Origin of the sequence: Brevundimonas naejangsanensis DSM 23858, assembly GCF_000421705.1 — a bacterium.
Taxonomy (GTDB): Bacteria; Pseudomonadota; Alphaproteobacteria; order Caulobacterales; family Caulobacteraceae; genus Brevundimonas; species Brevundimonas naejangsanensis.
In genome coordinates this window covers 209,172-228,796 of record NZ_ATXN01000004.1, presented here as the reverse complement: position 1 = coordinate 228,796, position 19,625 = coordinate 209,172, and the positions used below count along the sequence as shown (strand labels likewise).

Below are 19,625 nucleotides of genomic sequence, written 5' to 3'. Positions count from 1 at the left end.
CGCCCCGCGGGCGCTCGCTGCTTGAGCGCCGAAGCGCCGTCAGTGCCTACTTGAGGCGCGAAGCTGCGCGCCGCAAGGCCGCGCTTCAGTTCAGTTGCAACCGCATCCGGTCCAGCCGGACGTCGCAGGCCGCGAGAGGCTCGCCCAGGGTGCGGGCGCGGGACAGGGCGTGCATGGCGCCGGTTAGGGCGCCCTGCTTCTCGCGGGCGGCGGCGACGTCCAGCCAGGGGCGGTGGTCCTCCGGGTCCAGCAGGGCGCGGCGCAGCGCCGAGCGCTCGGCGCCTTCGTAATCTCGGGCCTGAAGCGCGCGGTTGAAAAGGATATTCTGCAGCCGGATCAGGGCCTGACGCTCGCCGACCGGCGCCATCAGCAGGTCCAGTCGGTCGGCTACATGGGGCGTCAGCCCCGCCAGAAGGGCGCGTCGCGTCAGCTCCGACGGCAGCACCAGCCGTCCCTGGCTGAACGGGTCCAGCGCCACCGGCCCCTCGGGCGTCTCCACCCGCAACAGGACGTGGCCGGGAAAGTCGACCGGCGCCGCGCTCAGTCCCGCCCGGCGCGCGGCGTCCAGATAGAAGATGACCAGCACCGCCGACAGGCCGCGCCGCCGCTCGGCCACGTCGATCACGTCCGTATTGGCCGGATGGTCGTAGTTCAGCAAGTCGCCGTTCAACCGCAGGTCGCCGGCCAAGGCCTCGGTCAGGGCCTCATCGGGGCTTTCATTGGCCGCCCGCTCCTTCAGCCGCTGGGCGGCGTGGTCGGCCAGGATGCGCACCCCGTCGGCGTCGCGGAACGGATAGTCATGGATGGCGCAGGCGATGGCGCAATCCAGCAAGGGAAAGGCCTCGTCCGGCCCCTCGCCCGCCTGCGCCAGCACCGCCTCTGCTTCCTCGCGCGTCAAGGCCGATCCGCTCCCCTGGAGATCACGCCGCGAAGATGACGCGGAAAGCGTCCGGGGGCCAGCGTCACCATGTCGATTCTCAGGTCCAGCCCCGCCAGAGCCGGCCGCCCGCGCGCCGCCGCCTCGGCCGCGCGGATCAGACGCTGGTGCTGATCCGGCCCCAGAGCCAGCGCCGCCGCCTCCAGCGTGGCGCGACGTTTGACCTCGACAGCGGCCAGAACCCGCCCGCGCCGGGCCAGGATGTCGATCTCTCCGCCCCGCCCCTTCAGGCGAAAGGCCAGCACCTGATACCCCTTGAGCATCAGCCACAGCGCGGCGATCCATTCGGCGTCATGCCCCTGACGATGCGACCGCCCGCCCAGCCTGCGACGCCAGCCCGCCTTGGGTCGCTTCGGCGGCGGATGCGGGCGCGACAGGCGAGAGGGCGGGGCCGGGCTCACCGCGCCTTCAGCTCCAGCGCCCGCTTGTAGAGCGGCTTGCGCGGCAGATTCAGGGCCTTGGACACCTCGGCCGCCGCCTCGCCGGGCGGCAGGCGGGTGAGGGCTTCGGACAGGGCGGCGTCGGCGTCGGCGGCGCTGGCCGTTTCCGCCTCGCCGGGGCCGACCACCACCACAATCTCGCCCTTGGGCGCATCCAGACGCGGATCGGCGGCCAGTTCGACCAGATCGCCGCGCACGCATTCCTCATAGAGCTTGGTCAGTTCGCGCGCCACGGCGGCGGGGCGCGGCCCCAGCACCTGCGCCATATCGGTCAGGCTGTCCCTCAGACGCGGCCCGCTTTCAAAGAAGACCAGCGTCTGACGACCCGTCCGCAGCTCCTCCAGCGCCGTGCGGCGCGCGCCCGACTTGGGCGGCAGGAAGCCCGCGAACAGGATCCGGTCGGCAGGCAGGCCGGCGATGCACAGGGCCGCCAGCAGGCTGGACGGTCCCGGCACGGGATGCACCGGCAGGCCCTCGGCCACCGCCGCCCGCGCCACGACATAGCCGGGGTCGGACACCAGAGGCGTGCCCGCGTCCGACACCAGAGCCACTACCTCGCCCGCCTTCAACCGCTCGACGGCGGTCTCGGCGGCGCGGGCCGAGGCGTGGTCGTCGCAGCGCTCCAGCTTCGCCTTCAGCCCATAGGCGGTCAGCAGCTTGGCCGTCACCCGCGTGTCCTCGGCCAGCACCAGATCGGCCGCCGCCAGCACGTCCAGCGCCCTCAGCGTCATGTCGCGCAGGTTGCCGATCGGCGTCGCCACCAGATAAAGGCCCGGCGAAACGGGGCGCGCGGGCGGGGCGGTCGGCGGGAAAAGCGGGGCGTCGGACATCGGCCGGACCCTGCCAGTCCGGCGCGGCGCGGTCTAGGTCAGCAGCGCCTTCAGCACGGCGTCGAGCAGCGGCCGTCCTGTCGCCGTGGCGGCGACGCGCCCGTCCCTCAGAGCGACAAAGCCGTCGGCCAACAGGTCGGCTAGCCTGCCCTCGTCCACCGATAGGCCCAGCCGCTGCAGCAGGGACAAGGGCACGCCCTCGACCGTGCGCAGGCCCAGCAACACCCGTTCCTCATCGGCGTCGCGGGGATCCAGAACCTCGCGCTCGGCCCAGGGCTCTCGGGCGGCGACGCCCTGCATATAGTCGCCGATGCGCCGGTGCGCGACGGTGGCGACCCGCCCCTCCGCCAGCGTCAACCGCCCATGCGCGCCCGGCCCCAGACCCAGATAGTCCCCGCCGCGCCAGACGTGCAGGTTGTGGCTGGAACGGGCGGCGACGTCGCGGGCGTGGTTGGACACCTCATAGGCCTCGAACCCCGCCGCTTCGAGCGTCCCTTGCGTGGCCTCATAGAGTTCGGCGGCCAGATCCTCGTCCGGCGGCGCCCAGGCCCCGCGCGCCACGGCCCGCCCGAACGCCGTCGTCCCCTCGATGGTCAGTTGATAAGGCGAGACGTGCTCGAACCCCAGATCGAGCGCGGTGGACAGTTCCGCTTTCCAGTCGGCGACGCCCTGCCCCGGCCGGGCGTAGATCAGGTCGATCGACAGGCGCGAGAACGCCCGCCCCGCCAGACCGATCGCCCGGCGCGCCTCCTCGGCCGAATGGTCGCGGCCCAGAAACTTCAGCGCCGCGTCGTCAAACGACTGCACTCCCATCGACAGCCGGTTGACGCCTGCCTGCGCCAGGGCAGCGTAACGCCCGGCCTCGGCGTCGGTCGGATTGGCCTCAAGGCTGACCTCTATGGCGTCGGTCGGCGGGAACAGGGCGTGGGCGCGCTCCACCACCGCCGCCACAGCGTCCGGCGGCATCAGCGACGGCGTGCCTCCGCCGAAGAAGATCGAGGCCAAGGCGCGCGGGCCGACCAACGCCGCCTGCGCCTCCAGGTCGTCAAGAATGGCCTGCGCCAGCCCCGCCTGCTCCTCGGTCCGCCCCCGGTCGCGCACGACGTTGAAGTCGCAATAGGGGCAAATGCGCGCGCAATATGGCCAGTGGACGTAGAGGGCGATGGAGTTTTTTTCGCCCCTATCGCCGCCCTTGCGAAGGGCGGCTGCTTGAGGGGCAGGCCGGGTTTCACCCCTACCGCCACCCTCGCGGAGCGCGGCTGCTTGAGGGGCGAGCGCCTCAATCAATCAGCGCCGCCTTGAGTTTGTCGAAGGCCCGGCCGCGATGGCTGACGGCGTCCTTTTCGGCGGCGTCCATCTCGGCGAAGGTCTTGTCCGAGCCTTCCGGCTGGAACACGGGGTCGTAGCCGTGGCCGCCGTCGCCGCGCGGCGGGAAGACCAGCTGGCCGTCGACCCGGCCCTCGACCACGACGCAGGGCCCGGCCGGCCAGGCCACCGCCAGGGCCGAGGTGAACCAGGCCGAGCGATCGCGCGATCCGGTCTCCTCCAGCCGCTGCTCGACCTTGCGCATAGCCAGGGCGAAGTCCTTGTCCGGCCCGGCCCAGCGCGCCGAATAGATGCCTGGCGCCCCGTCCAGCGCCGCGACCGACAGGCCGGAATCATCGGCCAGGGCGACCTCGCCCGAGGCCTGGGCCGCATGGCGCGCCTTCAGCATGGCGTTGCCGGCGAAGGTGCTCTCCGTCTCCTCCGGCTCGGGCAGATTCAGCTCGCCCGCCGTGACGATCCGGTAATGTCCGTCCAGCAGCGCTTCGATCTCGCGCGCCTTGCCGGGATTGTGGGTGGCGGCGACGAGCCGCATCCCCTTGATGAGCTTGAGATTCATGGCCCGACCTTACTCCCGTCGAATCCATTGCGAAATGGTAACATCGTTAAACGATATGTAAGTTGGCTTTCATCGGGGCATGGCCTATCTTCATTATCAAGAACGAAGGCCGCACCGTTCAAATGCGAGAAACAAATCGCAACAATAGTCCAGCGGTACAACATAAACGCACAAAAAATGTGCTTTGACGGAGAGACCGATATGCAAGCCATGCGAAAAACCAACATGATGGACCGTCTGGCCCACAGCCTGGGCAACGCCTTCCTGCTGGCCGCCCTGCCGGCCGCGGCGATCGCCCTGATCGTTCAGAGCTTCTGATCGCGCTGAACGGGAGGGGGACTTTGACGATCGCCATGAACGCCGCGAAGAATAACGCCGCGCGCGGGTCGGCCGGACCCGCCGCGGCGACCGCGCCTCGTCCCCCGGCCTGAGACGCCGCCCATGCGCTTCCCGAATCTGAATCCCGCCGGGAAGTCCAAGCCGCGCCATCGGCGCAACCCCAATCTGCTCACGCCCAATCTTCGGACCTTAGGCCCCGGTTCGGTCGCCAGCGTGCTGAAGATCGCCCTGGATGTCGCCTATGTGGTGATGATCCTCGTCACCGGCCTGCTGCTGCTGCTGTGGGTCGCCTCCATCTTCATTCCGCTCGACAATCTGAACGTGACGGTTTCGGACGGAGCCGACGGCCGCGAGATGCCGCTGTCGCGCCCGCTGCTGTTGTTCGGCCTGGGCGCCCTGACCGCCTATTTCAGCGGCTTCCTGCTGATCCTGCGTTATCTGCGCAAGATTTTCCGCACCCTGACCCTTGGCGATCCGTTCCAGCCGGACAATGTCCGCCGCCTGCGCCAGATCGGCCTGATCCTGGCCGTCGTCACCGGCGGCGTCTGGATCGTGCAGGGTCTGGTCGCCGCGCGTCTGGCGCCCGGCGTGATGGAGCCGCAGGGGATCAGCGACCTGCTCACCCCCGTCTTCTCGGTCCTGGTCGTCTTCGTCCTGGCCGAGGTGTTCCGCGAGGGCGCGCGCCTTCGTCGCGAATCCGAACTGACGATCTGACCGGGACAGGCTAAAGCTCACCTCATGGCCATTCGCGTCCAACTTGACCGCATCCTCGCCCAGCGCCGCATGTCGCTGACCGAGCTCGCCGACCGCGTCGGCGTGACCGTCGCCAACCTGTCCATCCTCAAGACGGGCAAGGCGCGCGCCGTGCGCTTCACCACCCTGGACGCCCTGTGTCGTGAGCTGGACTGCCAGCCCGGCGACCTGCTGGCCCATGAGCCCGGTCCGCCGGACGCTGTCGACGACGAGGATTGAGCGTGGCCCGCCCCCCTTCGGGCAAGGGAGCGCCTAAAGCAGGCTCCGCGACCAGCGAAGACGACAGGCGCATCTGGGGCCGGGTGACCGCCACGGTGACGCCGCCCGCCCAGCGCAAGGCCGCCCGCGTGACGCCCGGCGCCGTCCTGCCCGCCGCCGAGACCGAGCCGGTCGCGCCTCCCCTCGCGCGCGGCGTCGCGGGCAAGAAGCGCACCGCCGCCCTGACCCCTGCCTCCGCCGGACGCTCGACGACTCCAGCGTCGTTGCCGCGCGCGCCCGAGGCCGCGCGGCCGCCCATCGCCCCGCGCGCCCAACCCGCGCCGGAAGAGCTTGAGCCCGGCCGCAAACGCCGCCTGACCCGCGAGCGCGATCCGATCGAGGCGCGTATCGACCTGCACGGCTTCGGTCGTTTCGAAGCCGAAGACCAGCTGCGCGGCTTCCTGATCGGCTGCAAGATGCGCGGCCTGCGCTCGGTTCTGGTGATCACCGGCCAGGGCCGACGCGGCGGCGGGATCATCCGCGCCTCGGTCCACGAGTGGCTGACCGGACCGCACCTGCGCGGCGTCGTCTCCGGCTTCGCCCCCGCCCACCGCCGCCACGGCGGCGACGGGGCGCTGTATGTGACGCTGAAGGGGCGCTAACCCTGCGCGTTCCGAACCGCCGCCGCCCCTGCCACGGGCGCGATCACCAGGGCGAACAGGACATAGGCGCCCAGCAGGGCCAGCGCCGAGGCCGGGCTCTGGCCGCTGGCGGCGCGGGTCAGGGCGCCCGCCCCGAAAACCACCGGCGGAATGAACAGCGGCAGCACCACCACGGCGATCAAAAGGCCGCCACGCCGCGCGCCCAGCGCCAGCGCCGCGCCCAGCGCGCCGGTAAAGGCGAAGCCCAGCCCGCCCAGCGCCGCCGAAGCTCCTGTCAGACCGATCAATTCAGGCGGCTGGCCCAGCGCCAGAGCCGCGACCGGCGCCGCGACCGCCAGCGGCAGACCCGCGGCCAGCCACTGCGCCAGCGCCTTGATCCCGACCACCGCCTCCAGCGGCAGAGGGCCGGTCGCCAGGAGGTCCAGCGCCCCGTCTTCCAGATCGCGCTCGAACATCCGCTCCAGCGACAGCAGCGACGCCAGCGCCAGCGCCATCCAGCTGGCCCCCGAGGCGGCGGGCGCCAGAACACGCGGATCGCCTCCCGCCGCCAACGGCAGGATGGCGGTCAGGCACAACAGGAAGCCGCAGGCCAGCAAGGGCCCCCCGCCGCCGCCCCAGGCCAAGGACAGCTCGCGCGCGAACAGGGCGCGGGCGGCCTTCATCGCACGCCCCCCAAATCCAAGGACCGCGCCGCAACCGGCAGCGGATCATGCACGGCGGCCAGGACCATGCCCCCGCCCGCCAGGTGTTCGGCCATCAGCTCAGCGGCCACGCTGCGCCAGACCTCGTCCAGCGGCGCCAAGGGCTCGTCCAGCAGCCATAGGGCGCGCGGGGCGGCGACCAGACGGGCCAGCGACAGCCGCCGCCTCTGCCCCGCCGACAGCTTGCGCGTCTCCAGATCCAGCAGGGGCGCAAGTTTCAATCGAGCGACGGCCGCGTCCATCGCTTCGGCCGATCCGCCCAGCCACTCGATCTGAAAGCCCAGCTCCTGCCGCGCCGTGCGCTGAGGCTTCAGGCCCTCGTGGTGGCCCAGCAGATGCAGCGCCGAACGCCGCGCCGTCTCTGCCTCCATCACGCCCTCGGGCCCATGAAAAACGATCGTCCCCGCATCGGGCCGGATGAAGCCCGCCACCGCGCGCAACAGGCTGGTCTTTCCTGCCCCATTGGCCCCTGTCAGAGCCGCCGCCTCGCCCGCCGACAGGCAAAAGCTCAGGCCGTTGAACAGCCGCCGCTCGCCGCGCGACAGGCTCAGGGCCTTGATGTCGAGCCGGGTCAGCACTTGCGAGTCTCTCTCAATGTCCACGTCAGGGGTGTGGATACATGGACGACCCACGCGCGCGGGACTATATGCGCAAGCGCCGCAGCAGGCCTTCGCCGCGCGCGCCGGGGACCTGTGCGCCCCGACGTCCAGCGCGCGAAGGCGCAACCGAATTGTCGGGCGGCGTTTGTCAGAGGACTCATCTCCATGCCGTCGATCGACAGCCTCAAAACCCGCCAGGACCTCGCGGTCGGGCGCAAGAAATACGCCTATTACAGCCTTCCCGCCGCCGAGGAAGCCGGTCTGGCCGGGATTTCCCGCCTGCCGCGCTCGATGAAGGTGCTGCTGGAGAACCTGCTGCGCAACGAAGACGGCGTCTCCGTCACCGAGGACGACCTGAAGGCCGTCGCCGCCTGGATCGAGAACAAGGGCGCCGTCGAGCACGAGATCGCCTTCCGTCCGGCCCGCGTGCTGATGCAGGACTTCACCGGCGTTCCGGCCGTCGTCGACCTGGCCGCCATGCGCGACGCGATGGACAAGCTCGGCGCCGACGCCAAGAAGATCAACCCGCTGGTCCCGGTCGATCTGGTCATCGACCACTCGGTCATGGTCGACCACTTCGGCGACTCCAAGGCTTTCGGCCAGAACGTCGAGCGCGAGTATGAGCGCAACATCGAGCGCTACAACTTCCTGCGCTGGGGCTCGTCGGCCTTCAACAACTTCCGCGTCGTGCCGCCCGGCACCGGCATCTGCCACCAGGTCAACCTGGAGCACCTGGCCCAGACCGTCTGGACCGCCGAGGAAGGCCGCAAGACCGTCGCCTATCCCGACACCGTGGTCGGCACCGACAGCCACACCACCATGATCAACGGCCTGGCCGTTCTGGGCTGGGGCGTCGGCGGCATCGAGGCCGAGGCCGCCATGCTGGGCCAGCCGATCCCGATGCTGATCCCCGAAGTCGTCGGCTTCAAGCTGACCGGCAAGCTGCCGGAAGGCGCGACGGCCACCGACCTGGTGCTGACCGTCACCCAGATGCTGCGCAAGAAGGGCGTGGTCGGCAAGTTCGTGGAATTCTTCGGTCCCGCCATCGCCGGCATGACCATCGAAGACCAGGCCACCATCGCCAACATGGCCCCGGAATACGGCGCCACCTGCGGCTTCTTCCCCGTGTCGCAGGCCACCATCGACTATCTGACGGCCACCGGCCGCGAGAAGGCGCGCGTCGCCCTGGTCGAAGCCTACGCCAAGGCTCAAGGGTTGTGGATCGACGAGACCTCGGAAGACCCGATCTTCACCGACGTGCTTGAACTGGACATCTCGACGGTCGTGCCGTCGCTGGCGGGTCCCAAGCGTCCGCAGGACCGCGTCGAGCTGACCACCGCCGCCCCGGCCTTCGAGACCGCCCTGGGCGAGGTCTTCTCGCGCCCGACCGACGCCGCCCGCGTCGCCGTCGAGGGTGAAAAGTTCGACCTGGGCGACGGCGACGTCGTCATCGCCGCCATCACCTCCTGCACCAACACCTCCAACCCGTCGGTGCTGATCGCCGCCGGTCTGGTGGCGCGCAAGGCCCACGCCCTGGGCCTGAAAGCCAAGCCGTGGGTCAAGACCTCGCTGGCCCCCGGTTCGCAGGTCGTCACCGACTATCTGACCGACGCCGGTCTGCAGAAGGATCTGGACGCCCTGGGCTTCAACCTGGTCGGCTACGGCTGCACCACCTGCATCGGCAACTCGGGCCCGCTGGACCCGGCCGTGTCCAAGGCGATCAACGACAACGCCGTGGTCGCCACCTCGGTGCTGTCGGGCAACCGCAACTTCGAAGGCCGCGTGAACCCGGACGTTCAGGCCAACTACCTGGCCTCGCCGCCGCTGGTCGTGGCCTACGCCATCGCCGGCTCGATGCGCATCGACATCACCAAGGAGCCGATCGGTCAGGACAAGAAGGGCAATGACGTCTTCCTGAAGGACGTGTGGCCGACCGCGCAGGAAGTCGCCGACATCCAGCGCAAGTCCGTCACGCCCAAGATGTTCGCCAAGCGCTACGCCGACGTCTTCAAGGGCGACGAGCACTGGCAGGCCATCCAGGTCACCGGCGGCCAGACCTATGAGTGGCAGGACACCTCCACCTACGTCCAGAACCCGCCCTACTTCGAAGGTCTGACCATGGAGCCCGCTCCGGTCACGGACATCGTCGAGGCGCGCATCCTGGGCATCTTCGGCGACTCCATCACCACCGACCACATCTCTCCGGCCGGTTCGATCAAGAAGGCCTCGCCCGCCGGTCAGTACCTGACCAACCACGGCGTCGACGCCCTGGACTTCAACAGCTACGGCGCTCGCCGCGGCAACCACGAAGTCATGATGCGCGGCACCTTCGCCAACATCCGCATCCGCAACCGCATCACCCCCGACATCGAGGGCGGCGTCACCAAGCACTTCCCCTCGGAAGACACGATGTCGATCTACGACGCGGCCATGCGCTATCAGTCGGAAGGTCGTCCGCTGGTCGTCTTCGCCGGCAAGGAATACGGCACCGGCTCGTCGCGCGACTGGGCGGCCAAGGGCACCCGCCTGCTGGGCGTCCGCGCCGTCATCGCCGAAAGCTATGAGCGCATCCACCGTTCGAACCTGGTCGGCATGGGCGTCGTCCCGCTGCAGTTCAAGGAAGACGGCTGGCAGAAGCTGGGCCTGACGGGCGAAGAGATCGTCACCATCCGCGGCCTGACCGACGCCAACGTCGGCAAGCTGAAGCCGCGCCAGGACCTGTGGGTCGAGCTGTTCCGCCCGTCGGACGGCAAGATGGCCCGCTTCCCGGTGCGCTGCCGCATCGATAACCAGACCGAGCTGGACTACTTCAAGGCTGGCGGCGTCATGCCCTACGTCCTGCGCAACCTGGCGCGCGGCGACGAGAAGTAAGGTCTCAAGCAGCGCGTAAGCGCGTTAGACCACTAAAAATGAAGGCCGGCGGATCGCTCCGCCGGCCTTTTTCTTTGCCTCCGCACCCTACCTGCCCGGCGAGGGAGAAGCAGCGCAGAGAAAGGCTTGGCGGCCCAAGGGGCCGCGGCGCCTCAATCCAGCTTGAGCGCCTCGGCCAGCAGACGCGCCTCGGCTGCGCGGCTGGAGCCTGCGCGCCAGGCGACCACGATCTCGCGACGCGGAGCGTCTTCGGAGATCGGGCGCACCACCACGCCCGGACTGTCGGCCAGCCCCGCCTTCACCGCCATCTGCGGCAGGAAGCTGACGCCCAGCCCCGAGGACACCATCTGCACCAGCGTGTGCAGGGAGGTGGCGGCGAAGACGTCCTCGCCGCGCGGGGCCTCGATATTGACCGCCGCCAGGGCCTGATCGCGCAGGCAGTGTCCGTCTTCCAGCAGGATCAGGTCGTCGGCCTTCAGCATCCCCTCAGGGATCGGGCCCAGACCGGCCAGCGGGTGGCCAACCGGGGCCGCGGCCAAAATCTCGTCGTCGGCGATATGGGCGTGGTCGATCCCCGGCGCGTCGTAAGGCAGGGCGATGACGGCGGCGTCCAGCTGGCCCGCCTTCAGCCCGGCGATCAGGCGCGGCGTCAGGTCTTCGCGGATGAACAGGCGCAGGCCCGGATACAGGGCCTTCAGCCCCGGCAGGGTGCGCGGCAGCAGGAAGGGCGCCACTGTCGGGATGATCCCCAGCCGGAAACGGCCTGACAAGGGCTTGCCGGCGTTCTGGGCGGCCTCGACCAGATCCTCGGTGCGGGCCAGCACGTCCTCGGCCCGGCGCACGGCCTCGGCGCCGACGGCGGTCAGGATCACGGCCCCGCGCGTACGCTCGACCACGGGAGCGCCCAGCACGCGCTCCAGCTCCTGCACCCCCGAAGACAGGGCGGGCTGGCTGACGTGGGCGGCCTCGGCCGCGCGACTGAACGAACCGTGCTCGGCCAGGAGTTTCAGATACTGTAGCTGACGCAGCGTAGGCAGGACGGACATGGGCGCCGTTGGAAAGCGGGAAGACAGCCCTATATATAGAACACTTTTATGAACTCGCCAAAAACAATCGATTGGCTTTATATCAAAGCGTCGAGCCTAATCCTGTCGAACGCTACGGAGGAGAGCCCATGACCACGGATCCCAAGTCCCCTGCCCTGACACCGACTCAGGCCCCGACCCTCACCACGACGGCCGGCGCCCCGATCGCCGACAACCAGAACAGCCTGACGGCGGGCCCGCGCGGCCCGGTCCTGATGCAGGACTATCAGCTGATCGAAAAACTGGCGCACCAGAACCGCGAGCGCATTCCCGAGCGCGCCGTTCACGCCAAGGGCTGGGGCGCCTTCGGGACCCTGACCATCACCGGCGACATCTCGAAATACACCCGCGCCAGGGCGCTGCAGCCGGGCGCCGTAACGCCGATGCTGGCCCGCTTCTCGACCGTGGCGGGCGAGGCCGGGGCCGCCGACCATGAACGCGACGTGCGCGGCTTCTCACTGAAATTCTATACCGAGGAAGGCAATTGGGATCTGGTCGGCAACAGTACGCCGGTCTTCTTCGTGCGCGACCCGCTGAAGTTCCCTGACTTCATCCACACCCAGAAACGCCACCCGCGCACCAATCTGCGCAGCCCCACGGCCATGTGGGACTTCTGGTCGCAGAGTCCTGAGAGCCTGCACCAGGTCACCACCCTGTTCTCGGATCGCGGTCTGCCGATCACGCCGATGCACATGAACGGCTATGGCTCGCACACCTATTCTCTGTGGAACGAGGCGGGCGAACGCTTCTGGGTCAAATTCCACTTCAAGACCCAGCAGGGCCACGCCCACTACACCAACGCCCAGGCCGAGACCGTCGTGGGCCAGAGCCGGGAAGGCTATCAGGAGGCTCTGTTCGGCGCGATTGAGAACGGCCGATTCCCGCGCTGGACCGTCCAGGTTCAGATCATGCCCGAACTGGACGCCGAGAAGACGCCCTACAACCCCTTCGACCTGACCAAGGTCTGGCCGCACGGCGACTATCCGCCGATCGAGATCGGGGTGATGGAGTTGAACCGCAACGCCGACAACTATTTCAACGAGATCGAACAGGCCGCCTTCAGCCCCTCCAACATCGTGCCCGGCATCGGCTTCTCGCCCGACAAGATGCTCCAGGCGCGGGTCTTCTCCTACGCCGACGCCCATCGCCACCGTCTGGGCACCCACTATGAAAGCCTGCCGGTGAACCGGCCGCGCAGTCCGGTGCACACCTATCACAAGGACGGGGCCATGCATTTCATGCCCAACAACCCCAACCCGGACGCCTATTACGAGCCCAACTCCTTCTCGGGCCCCAAGGAGGCGCCGCAGTACCGCGAGCCGCCGCTGCGCATCTCGGGCGACGCCGACCGGTATGATCACCGCGAGGGCAACGACGACTACAGCCAGCCGCGCGCCCTGTTCGAACTGTTCGACGCCGATCAGAAGGCCCGGCTGTTCGCCAACCTGGCCGCCGCCATGCAGGGCGTGCCGGACTTCATCCTGGAGCGTCAGTTCGCCCACTTCGATCGCGTCCACCCGGACTATGGCGCGGGCGTCCGCGCTGCGGTCGAAAAGGATCGCCGTCAGGCGGGCGAAGAACCGTCGGCCCTGCCCATGCACCTGAAAGTCGCCGCCCGACTTCAGGGGGCCGGATAAGCCCTGGCGGGCGTCGGCGCTGGACATAAATCAAATCTATTCAACTTAGCAAAATGATCGATTTGACTTTACGTCTGGCAGAGCCCATCTGAGACCCACGGCGGGTCGCTCACCCCGATCCGCCGACCCCTTTCTTGAACCAAGCCTTTTAGGAGAAGCGCGATGCTCGGCGTCGGTCAAAAACTGCCTGATTTCAAAATTATCGGTGTGAAGCCGGGCTTCAACAGCCACGAAGAAAACGGCGCCTCGGCCTTCGAGCCGATTACCCAGGACAGCTTCGAGGGCAAGTGGAAGGTCATCTTCTTCTACCCGAAGGACTTCACCTTCGTCTGCCCGACGGAAATCGCCGCCTTCGCCAAGCTGGGCAAGGACTTCGAGGACCGCGACACCGTGGTTCTGGGCGGTTCGACCGACAATGAGTTCACCAAGCTGGCCTGGCGCCGCGACCATGCCGACCTGAACAAGCTGCCGATCTGGCAGTTCGCCGACAACGGCGGCAAGCTGGCTCGCGCCCTGGGCGTGCTGGACGAAGAAGAAGGCGTGGCCCTGCGCGCGACCTTCGTCGTCGACCCGCACAACATCGTCCAGCACGTCTACGTCACCAACCTGAACGTCGGCCGTTCGCCGGAAGACACCCTGCGTGTCGTCGACGCCCTGCAGACCGACGAACTGTGCGCCTGCAACCGTCCGGTCGGCGGCGACACCCTGGCCGCCTAAAGACTGGCCCAAAGGTCGAAAACGACCAGGCCCGGACCGCGTGAGTAGGGTCCGGGCCGCCCCTCGACAGAGGCGGCGGCGGGCGACTGTCGCCGCCTTTGTTAGTTTTTGGGCGCTATCGTCCTTCGGACTGCTTGAGCGCATTTGGAGCGCTATCGTCCGGACTGCTTGAGCGCCCTTCACGCCATTGCGGCTCAAGCAGCAAGCGACCGCGTCGCACGCGATAGCCGCTTCCTGAAAGGAACAAAAAATGTCCATCGACGCCCTTCGCGATCTGATCCCGGCCTATGGCAAGGACATCTCGCTGAACCTGTCCTCGCTCGCCAATGAGACGGTGTTGAACGACCAGCAGAAGTGGGGCTGCTTCCTGGCCTCGGCTCACGCCATCGGCGTCGGCCCCGTGGTCAAGCTGATCGAGGCCCAGGCCGAGACGGTCCTGTCGCCCGAAGCGATGAACGCCGCCAAGGCCGCCGCCGCCATCATGGGCATGAACAACATCTACTACCGCTCGCTGCACCTGATGAAGAATCAGGAATACACCACCCTGCCGGCCAAGCTGCGGATGAACGTCATCGGCAATCCCGGCGTCGACAAGCTGGACTTCGAGCTATGGTCCACCGCCGTGTCGGCCATCAACGGCTGCGGCGCCTGCATGGACGCCCACGAAGGCGAACTGCGCAAGCACGCCGTGCCGAACGTCCAGATTCAGGCCGCCCTGCGCATCGGCGCCGTGGTCCACGCCGCCAGCCGGATCGTCGCCTCGGAGACGGCCCTGCGCGCCTGATCGCCGGTCCCGACCCCGATAAGGAAAAGGCGCGGATCGCTTCCCGCGCCTTTTTCTTGTCCGCCCCTCCCGCGAAACGCTCAGTCGGCCTCGGAGCCCTCTTCAACCAGCTCGCGCATCAGATCCACCACCAGCTTCTGCTGACGCGACGACAGGCGCGGCGCCAGACGCCCGATCTCGATCGTCTGACGCGTAGCGGGAAAGTCATGCACGAAGGGCTCGGCCTCGCCCTCGGCCATGCCCGGCTGGGCCGAGGCGGTCAGCCCTTCGAAGAAATAACCGATGTCCACGCGGAAGAAGCGGGCGATGTCCCACAGCTTGGACGCCGAGATGCGGTTGGCGCCCTTTTCATACTTCTGCACCTGCTGGAAGGTGACGCCCAGCGCCTGGCCCAGATCGGTCTGATTATAGCCCAGGGCGATGCGCTTCTCGCACACGCGCCGCCCGACATGCCGGTCCACCAGATGAGGACCTTCCGTCCCCGAACCCCTGATCATCTCCAGCCCCTTCCCGGTTGCACTGGTATCCACATGCCGCGCGCCCCCTCCCCTGTCATGCGTTTTCGCGTCACAGGGGCGCCGTCGGGATCGCGCATCTTATCATGCTTAACGATCCGCTCCCGTATTTCCGGCGCGGCGACGGCCCGCCGTCAGCATGATCATCATCAGGATCGCAAACCCCAGATCGCCCCATCGACCATAGAGGGTAGGCGGCGCGGGCTGCGGCAGACGCACGTCGATGATCCCCGCCTGACCAGGATCCAGCCGCCTGCCCTCGACGATCCGCCCCCACGGATCGATCATGGCTGACACGCCCGTCGGCGTCGCCCGCGCCACCGGCAGGCCTGTCTCCAGCGCCCGGTAGGAGGCCAGGTTCAGGTGCTGGCGCGGACCCGAAGTCTTACCGAACCAGGCGTCGTTGGAGACGTTGACGATCCACGCCGGGCGCGTCGCCGCCGTCGCCGGGGTGAAGCCGGGATAGAGGGCCTCGTAGCAGATCAAGGGCTGCACCGGCGGGGCGTTGGCCAGGCTGATCGGCGCGGGCGCCGGCCCGGCGCTGAAGTCGGCCGGCACATGCACCAGGCTGCGCACGCCGATCCGACCCATCAGGTCGCCCAGCGGCAGGTATTCGCCGAACGGCACCAGCCGGTGCTTGTCGTAGATCGGGCCGATGCGCAAGCCCGCCGCCCCTTCGTCATGCAGGGCGAACAGGCTGTTGTAATAGCGGGCGCCGGTTTCAGCGCTCGGGTCCGGCTCGCCCCGGCTCAGCCCCGCCAGCAGGGTCTGGCCCGTCTGAAGCGCCGCCGCCACCGCCTGGGCATCGGGCGAAGAGAATAGGTCGTTGGCCGTGGTCGGCAGGGCGCCCTCGGGCCAGATCACCACGTCCGGCAGAGCCTCGCCCGGGCGCGACGTCAGTTCCAGATAACGCCCCAGAATGGCCTGATAGGCTTCGGGGCTCCACTTATAGTCCTGCGGAATATCGGCCTGAACCAGCCGCACCAGGGTCGGAGTCTCGACCGCCTGCGCCGAGGACAGGCGCACGGCCCCGAAGGCGAACAGACCGCTCAGCGTCAGCACGCCCAGCCCCGCCGCGATCAGGCGCGGACGACGCGGACCGGCGTCGGCCAAGGGCGCAAAAGCGCTGACCGCCGCCACTGTGATCAGACCCAGCCCATAGACCCCGGCGACCGAGGCGAACTGCGACATGGCCGACCCAGCCGCCCACCCCGCACCCGCCGGGTTCCACGGAAAGCCGGTCAGCACATGACCGCGCGTCCACTCCAGCAGGGCGAACAGGGCGGCGAACAGCAGAACCCGCCGCACGCCTTCAGGTCGCAGCCAGCGATAGGCCAGCGTCGCCAGCCCCCAGAACAGCCCCATGCCCGCCGGCAGCAGACTGGCCGCAAACGGCGCCATCCACGCCTGGGCCGGATTGACCAGAAAGGCCTCGGCCACCCACCAGCAGCCGATGAAGAAATAGGCGAAACCCGCCAGCCAGCCGACCCAGAAGCCGCCCTTCATCCCGCTGGCCCGATCCGCCAGCAGCAACAGCAGCGGATAACCCAGCAGCCCCGGCAGGAAACCGAACGGCGGATGGACCAGGGCGGCGCCCGCCCCGGCCAGAAGCGCCAGACCGATCCGACCCCAGCGGTTGTTCAGCAGGCCCGAGAACCGGGCGGCCTGCGCCCCGCTCACGCGGCGCCCTCATGCTCGGCCACGCCATTCTCCGCAGCATAGGGGTCGGCGACGCCCAGTTCGGCCAGAATCTCGCGTTCCTCGGCCTCCATCTCCTCGGCCTCGGCGTCGTCCTCGTGGTCGCGGCCCAGCAGATGCAGCACGCCGTGGACGACCAGATGGCTCAGATGATCCGACAGGGATTTGCCCTGCGCCGTCGCCTCCGCCGCGCAATAGGCGTAGCCCAGCACCACGTCGCCCAGATGCGGAAAGGCGCTCTCGGCGGCCGGGAAGGACAGCACGTTCGTCGGCCGGTCCTTGTCGCGGAAACGCGCGTTCAGATCCTGCACCGCCGCGTCGTCGGCCAGCAGCACCACGACATCGCCCTCGACCGTTCCGAGGGCCGCCGCTGCGGCGCTTTCCACGATCGCCGTCGCCTCGGGCAAAGCCTGCGTCCAGCCCTCGCTGTCGATCTCGACCTCGATCATCAGGCGTCGTCCTCAAGGTCGGGGAAGGGGCGGCTGCGCGCGGCGTCGCTGTCATAGGCGCGCACGATGCGCTCGACCATGGCGTGACGGACCACGTCCTCGGACTTGAACTGCTGGACGCCGACGCCCTCCACGTCCTTCAGGATGCGCAGGGCGTGAGCCAGGCCGGAATCGCGCGGGTTCAGCAGGTCGACCTGCGACGGGTCGCCCGTCACCACCATGCGCGCGCCCTCGCCCAGACGGGTCAGCACCATCTTCATCTGCATGCGCGAGGTATTCTGCGCCTCATCGACGATGATGAAGGCGTGGCTGAGGGTGCGGCCGCGCATGAAGGCGATGGGGGCGGCCTCGATCTCGCCCTTCTCGCGGCGGCGGCGCACGTCGTCGACGCCCAGGATATCGTTCAGCGACTCCCAGATCGGCGCCAGATAGGGATCGACCTTCTCGTTCAGGTCGCCGGGCAGGAAGCCCAGCTTCTCGCCCGCCTCGACCGCCGGGCGGGTGATGACCAGCCGATCCACCTGCCCCCGTTTGAGCAAGGAGGCGCCGTAGGCCGCCGCCAGAAAGGTCTTGCCCGTGCCCGCCGGGCCGACCCCGAAGGTCAGTTCGCACCGGCCCAGCATCTCCAGATAACGCGCCTGAGACGCTGTCTTGGGCGCGATGGCGCCGCGCCGCCCCACCGGCAGGGCGGCGCCTTCCGGCACGCTGCGCCCGACACTGCGGCTGGCCGGTTCGGCGCGCGGCTGGGTGACGGCGGCGCCGAGCGCGGTGCGCACGTCCGCCTCGGTGATCTCGGCCCCCGCTTCGGCCCGGTTGGACAGGGCCTCGATCACCCGGCGCGCCTGCGCCCGGTCCCGCGTAGAGCCGTTGATCGACACCCCGCCGCCCGGCGTCTCGACCAGAACCTTGAAGGCGTCCTCGATCAGGGCCAGGTGGCGGCTCTGCGGCCCGATGACGGCGCGCAACGCCGCATCGCTGAGGGACAGGAACTCGGACTCTCGCGCCATGAGGTCTCCTTGTTGGGCCCCCTAACGCCTCGCACGCGGTGCGAGGCTGTTTGAGGGGGATTGTGAGCATCCCTAACGCCGCTCGCGCCGCATGCGTTGAGAGATATCCGTCAGTTGGTCTGGATCAGGCGGCCGGTCAGGCTGTTCTGCTGGCCGCTGATGATCTCGATCGGAACGCTCCGGCCGATCAGGTGATCCGCATCCCCGACGTGGACCGATTGCAGATAGGGCGAGCGGCCGATGGCCTGGGCGCCGTGACGGCCCTTCTTCTCGAACAGCACCGGCAGGACGCGCCCGGCCAGCGACTGGTTGAAGGCCACCTGCTGCTCGGTCAGCAGGGCCTGAAGGGCGTGCAGACGCGTTTTGGCGACGTCGTCGGGCACCTGGACCGCCATCGTCGCGGCGGGGGTGCCGGGGCGCGGCGAATACATGAAGGAGAAGGCGCTGGCGTAGTTCACCCGCCGCACCAGATCCATGGTGTCCTCGAAGTCGCGGTCTGTCTCGCCGGGGAAGCCGACGATGAAGTCGCCCGACAGCGCCATGTCCGGCCGGGCCTCGCGAATGCGGTCGATCAGGTCGAAATACTTCTGACGCCCGTGCTTGCGGTTCATCAGCCGCAGGATGCGATCCGATCCCGACTGCACCGGCAGGTGCAGATAGGGCATCAGGGCGTCCAGATCGCCATGCGCCGCGATCAGGTCGTCCGACATGTCGTTCGGATGGCTGGTGGTATAGCGGATGCGCTCGATGCCGGGGATGTCCGCCAGGGCGTAGGCCAGCTTCGCCAGCGTAAAGGGCTTCCCGTCCGGCCCCTCGCCGTCATAGGCGTTGACGTTCTGGCCCAGCAGGGTGATTTCGCGCACGCCCCGGTCGGCCAGCGCCCGCGCTTCGTCCAGCACCGCCGCGACCGGCCGCGACCATTCGGCGCCGCGCGTATAGGGCACGACGCAGAAGGTGCAGAACTTGTCGCAGCCCTCCTGCACCGTCAGGAAGGCTGTCACCCCCTCGGTTCCGCGCGTCGCAGGCAAGGCGTCGAACTTTTCATTGGGGGCGAAGTCGGCGCCGATGCGCTCGCCCCGCGCCCGCGCCGTGCGGGTCAGCAGCTCCGGCAGCTGGTGATAGGCCTGCGGCCCGACCACCAGATCGACCGCCGGCTGGCGCTTCATGATCTCCTCGCCCTCGGCCTGGGCGACGCAGCCGGCCACGGCGATGGTCATGCCGCCCTGCCCCGCCGCCGCCTTCTCATCCTTCATCTGTCGCAGCTTGCCGAGTTCGGAATAGACCTTCTCGGCCGCCTTCTCGCGGATGTGGCAGGTGTTCAGGATGACGAAGTCGGCGCCTTCCGGCGTGTCTGTCGGCGCATAGCCCAGCGGCCGCAGGACATCGGCCATGCGTTCGGAGTCATAGACGTTCATCTGGCACCCGTAGGTCTTGATGAACAGGCGCTTGGGCGCGGCCCCGCCTTCCGGCGCGCCGCCATCCTCCAGGACGGGCGTTTCGAGCGTATCGGTCATGCTCGGC

At 68.6% G+C, this 19,625-nt stretch carries 20 protein-coding genes; 7 read left to right on the top strand and 13 right to left on the bottom strand.

Features of this window, described 5'->3' with window-relative positions:
• Positions 1-85 precede the first annotated feature (85 nt).
• The 5 genes from H556_RS0110670 to rdgB all read right to left on the bottom strand — a co-directional run bounded on the left by H556_RS0110670 (position 86) and on the right by rdgB (position 4,089).
• Positions 86-898 (bottom strand): SirB1 family protein, encoded by an 813-nt coding sequence (locus H556_RS0110670; protein WP_024354413.1) that lies wholly within the window; start codon positions 896-898, stop codon positions 86-88.
• Complete coding sequence (locus tag H556_RS15705; RefSeq protein ID WP_024354412.1) at positions 895-1,338, bottom strand: YraN family protein; 444 nt, start codon at positions 1,336-1,338, stop codon at positions 895-897. The genes H556_RS0110670 and H556_RS15705 overlap by 4 nt, the downstream gene beginning before the upstream one ends.
• Positions 1,335-2,207, bottom strand: a complete 873-nt coding sequence (gene rsmI, locus H556_RS0110660) for a 16S rRNA (cytidine(1402)-2'-O)-methyltransferase (RefSeq protein ID WP_024354411.1) — start codon at positions 2,205-2,207, stop codon at positions 1,335-1,337. The genes H556_RS15705 and rsmI overlap by 4 nt, the downstream gene beginning before the upstream one ends.
• Positions 2,208-2,240: 33 nt before the next feature.
• Positions 2,241-3,371, bottom strand: a complete 1,131-nt coding sequence (gene hemW, locus H556_RS0110655; RefSeq protein WP_029673529.1) for a radical SAM family heme chaperone HemW — start codon at positions 3,369-3,371, stop codon at positions 2,241-2,243.
• Positions 3,372-3,486: 115 nt separating this feature from the next.
• The gene (gene rdgB / locus H556_RS0110650) at positions 3,487-4,089 is read right to left on the bottom strand and encodes an RdgB/HAM1 family non-canonical purine NTP pyrophosphatase (protein ID WP_024354409.1); all 603 of its coding nucleotides are present in this window, start codon (positions 4,087-4,089) and stop codon (positions 3,487-3,489) included.
• A gap of 441 nt (positions 4,090-4,530) precedes the next feature.
• Here rdgB and H556_RS0110640 point away from each other — a divergent pair, with 441 nt between their 5' ends.
• The 3 genes from H556_RS0110640 to H556_RS0110630 are packed head-to-tail and all read left to right on the top strand — an operon-like array spanning position 4,531 to position 6,041.
• The gene (locus tag H556_RS0110640; protein ID WP_024354408.1) at positions 4,531-5,142 is read left to right on the top strand and encodes a DUF2975 domain-containing protein; all 612 of its coding nucleotides are present in this window, start codon (positions 4,531-4,533) and stop codon (positions 5,140-5,142) included.
• A 24-nt stretch (positions 5,143-5,166) separates the two neighbouring features.
• Positions 5,167-5,400 carry a helix-turn-helix domain-containing protein gene (locus tag H556_RS0110635; protein WP_024354407.1) on the top strand — a complete coding sequence of 78 codons (234 nt, stop codon included), beginning with the start codon at positions 5,167-5,169 and terminating at the stop codon, positions 5,398-5,400.
• 2 nt (positions 5,401-5,402) lie between these two features.
• The gene (locus tag H556_RS0110630; protein WP_029673525.1) at positions 5,403-6,041 is read left to right on the top strand and encodes a Smr/MutS family protein; all 639 of its coding nucleotides are present in this window, start codon (positions 5,403-5,405) and stop codon (positions 6,039-6,041) included.
• Here H556_RS0110630 and ccmB read toward each other — a convergent pair.
• Complete coding sequence (gene ccmB / locus H556_RS0110625) at positions 6,038-6,703, bottom strand: heme exporter protein CcmB (protein WP_024354405.1); 666 nt, start codon at positions 6,701-6,703, stop codon at positions 6,038-6,040. The two genes, H556_RS0110630 and ccmB, sit on opposite strands and share 4 nt — an antisense overlap.
• Positions 6,700-7,320, bottom strand: coding sequence for a heme ABC exporter ATP-binding protein CcmA (ccmA, locus tag H556_RS0110620; protein ID WP_024354404.1), 621 nt, complete (start codon positions 7,318-7,320; stop codon positions 6,700-6,702). The genes ccmB and ccmA overlap by 4 nt, the downstream gene beginning before the upstream one ends.
• Before the next feature lie 186 nt (positions 7,321-7,506).
• Between ccmA and acnA the strand changes: the two genes are divergently transcribed.
• Positions 7,507-10,212: an aconitate hydratase AcnA gene (gene acnA, locus H556_RS0110615; RefSeq protein ID WP_024354403.1), complete on the top strand. Its 2,706-nt coding sequence runs from the start codon at positions 7,507-7,509 to the stop codon at positions 10,210-10,212.
• A gap of 152 nt (positions 10,213-10,364) precedes the next feature.
• Here acnA and H556_RS0110610 read toward each other — a convergent pair whose 3' ends face one another.
• A complete protein-coding gene (locus H556_RS0110610) occupies positions 10,365-11,258 on the bottom strand; it encodes a hydrogen peroxide-inducible genes activator (protein ID WP_024354402.1) in 894 nt (297 codons plus the stop codon).
• 128 nt (positions 11,259-11,386) lie between these two features.
• Between H556_RS0110610 and H556_RS0110605 the strand changes: the two genes are divergently transcribed.
• From H556_RS0110605 to ahpD, 3 genes are all read left to right on the top strand, one after another.
• Positions 11,387-12,934 carry a catalase gene (locus tag H556_RS0110605; RefSeq protein WP_024354401.1) on the top strand — a complete coding sequence of 516 codons (1,548 nt, stop codon included), beginning with the start codon at positions 11,387-11,389 and terminating at the stop codon, positions 12,932-12,934.
• Between the two features lie 162 nt (positions 12,935-13,096).
• The gene (locus tag H556_RS0110600; RefSeq protein WP_024354400.1) at positions 13,097-13,651 is read left to right on the top strand and encodes a peroxiredoxin; all 555 of its coding nucleotides are present in this window, start codon (positions 13,097-13,099) and stop codon (positions 13,649-13,651) included.
• A gap of 250 nt (positions 13,652-13,901) precedes the next feature.
• A complete protein-coding gene (ahpD, locus tag H556_RS0110595; protein ID WP_024354399.1) occupies positions 13,902-14,435 on the top strand; it encodes an alkylhydroperoxidase, AhpD family in 534 nt (177 codons plus the stop codon).
• Positions 14,436-14,515: 80 nt separating this feature from the next.
• Here ahpD and H556_RS0110590 read toward each other — a convergent pair whose 3' ends face one another.
• The 5 genes from H556_RS0110590 to miaB all read right to left on the bottom strand — a co-directional run bounded on the left by H556_RS0110590 (position 14,516) and on the right by miaB (position 19,618).
• The gene (locus tag H556_RS0110590) at positions 14,516-14,932 is read right to left on the bottom strand and encodes a helix-turn-helix domain-containing protein (protein WP_024354398.1); all 417 of its coding nucleotides are present in this window, start codon (positions 14,930-14,932) and stop codon (positions 14,516-14,518) included.
• A gap of 108 nt (positions 14,933-15,040) precedes the next feature.
• Positions 15,041-16,630: an apolipoprotein N-acyltransferase gene (gene lnt, locus H556_RS0110585; protein WP_081650947.1), complete on the bottom strand. Its 1,590-nt coding sequence runs from the start codon at positions 16,628-16,630 to the stop codon at positions 15,041-15,043.
• A complete protein-coding gene (gene ybeY, locus H556_RS0110580) occupies positions 16,627-17,097 on the bottom strand; it encodes an rRNA maturation RNase YbeY (protein WP_024354396.1) in 471 nt (156 codons plus the stop codon). Before ybeY ends, lnt begins: the two co-directional genes overlap by 4 nt.
• Complete coding sequence (locus H556_RS0110575) at positions 17,097-18,104, bottom strand: PhoH family protein (RefSeq protein ID WP_024354395.1); 1,008 nt, start codon at positions 18,102-18,104, stop codon at positions 17,097-17,099. Before H556_RS0110575 ends, ybeY begins: the two co-directional genes overlap by 1 nt.
• 110 nt (positions 18,105-18,214) lie before the next feature.
• The gene (gene miaB / locus H556_RS0110570) at positions 18,215-19,618 is read right to left on the bottom strand and encodes a tRNA (N6-isopentenyl adenosine(37)-C2)-methylthiotransferase MiaB (protein WP_024354394.1); all 1,404 of its coding nucleotides are present in this window, start codon (positions 19,616-19,618) and stop codon (positions 18,215-18,217) included.
• Between the last annotated feature and the right edge of the window lie 7 nt (positions 19,619-19,625).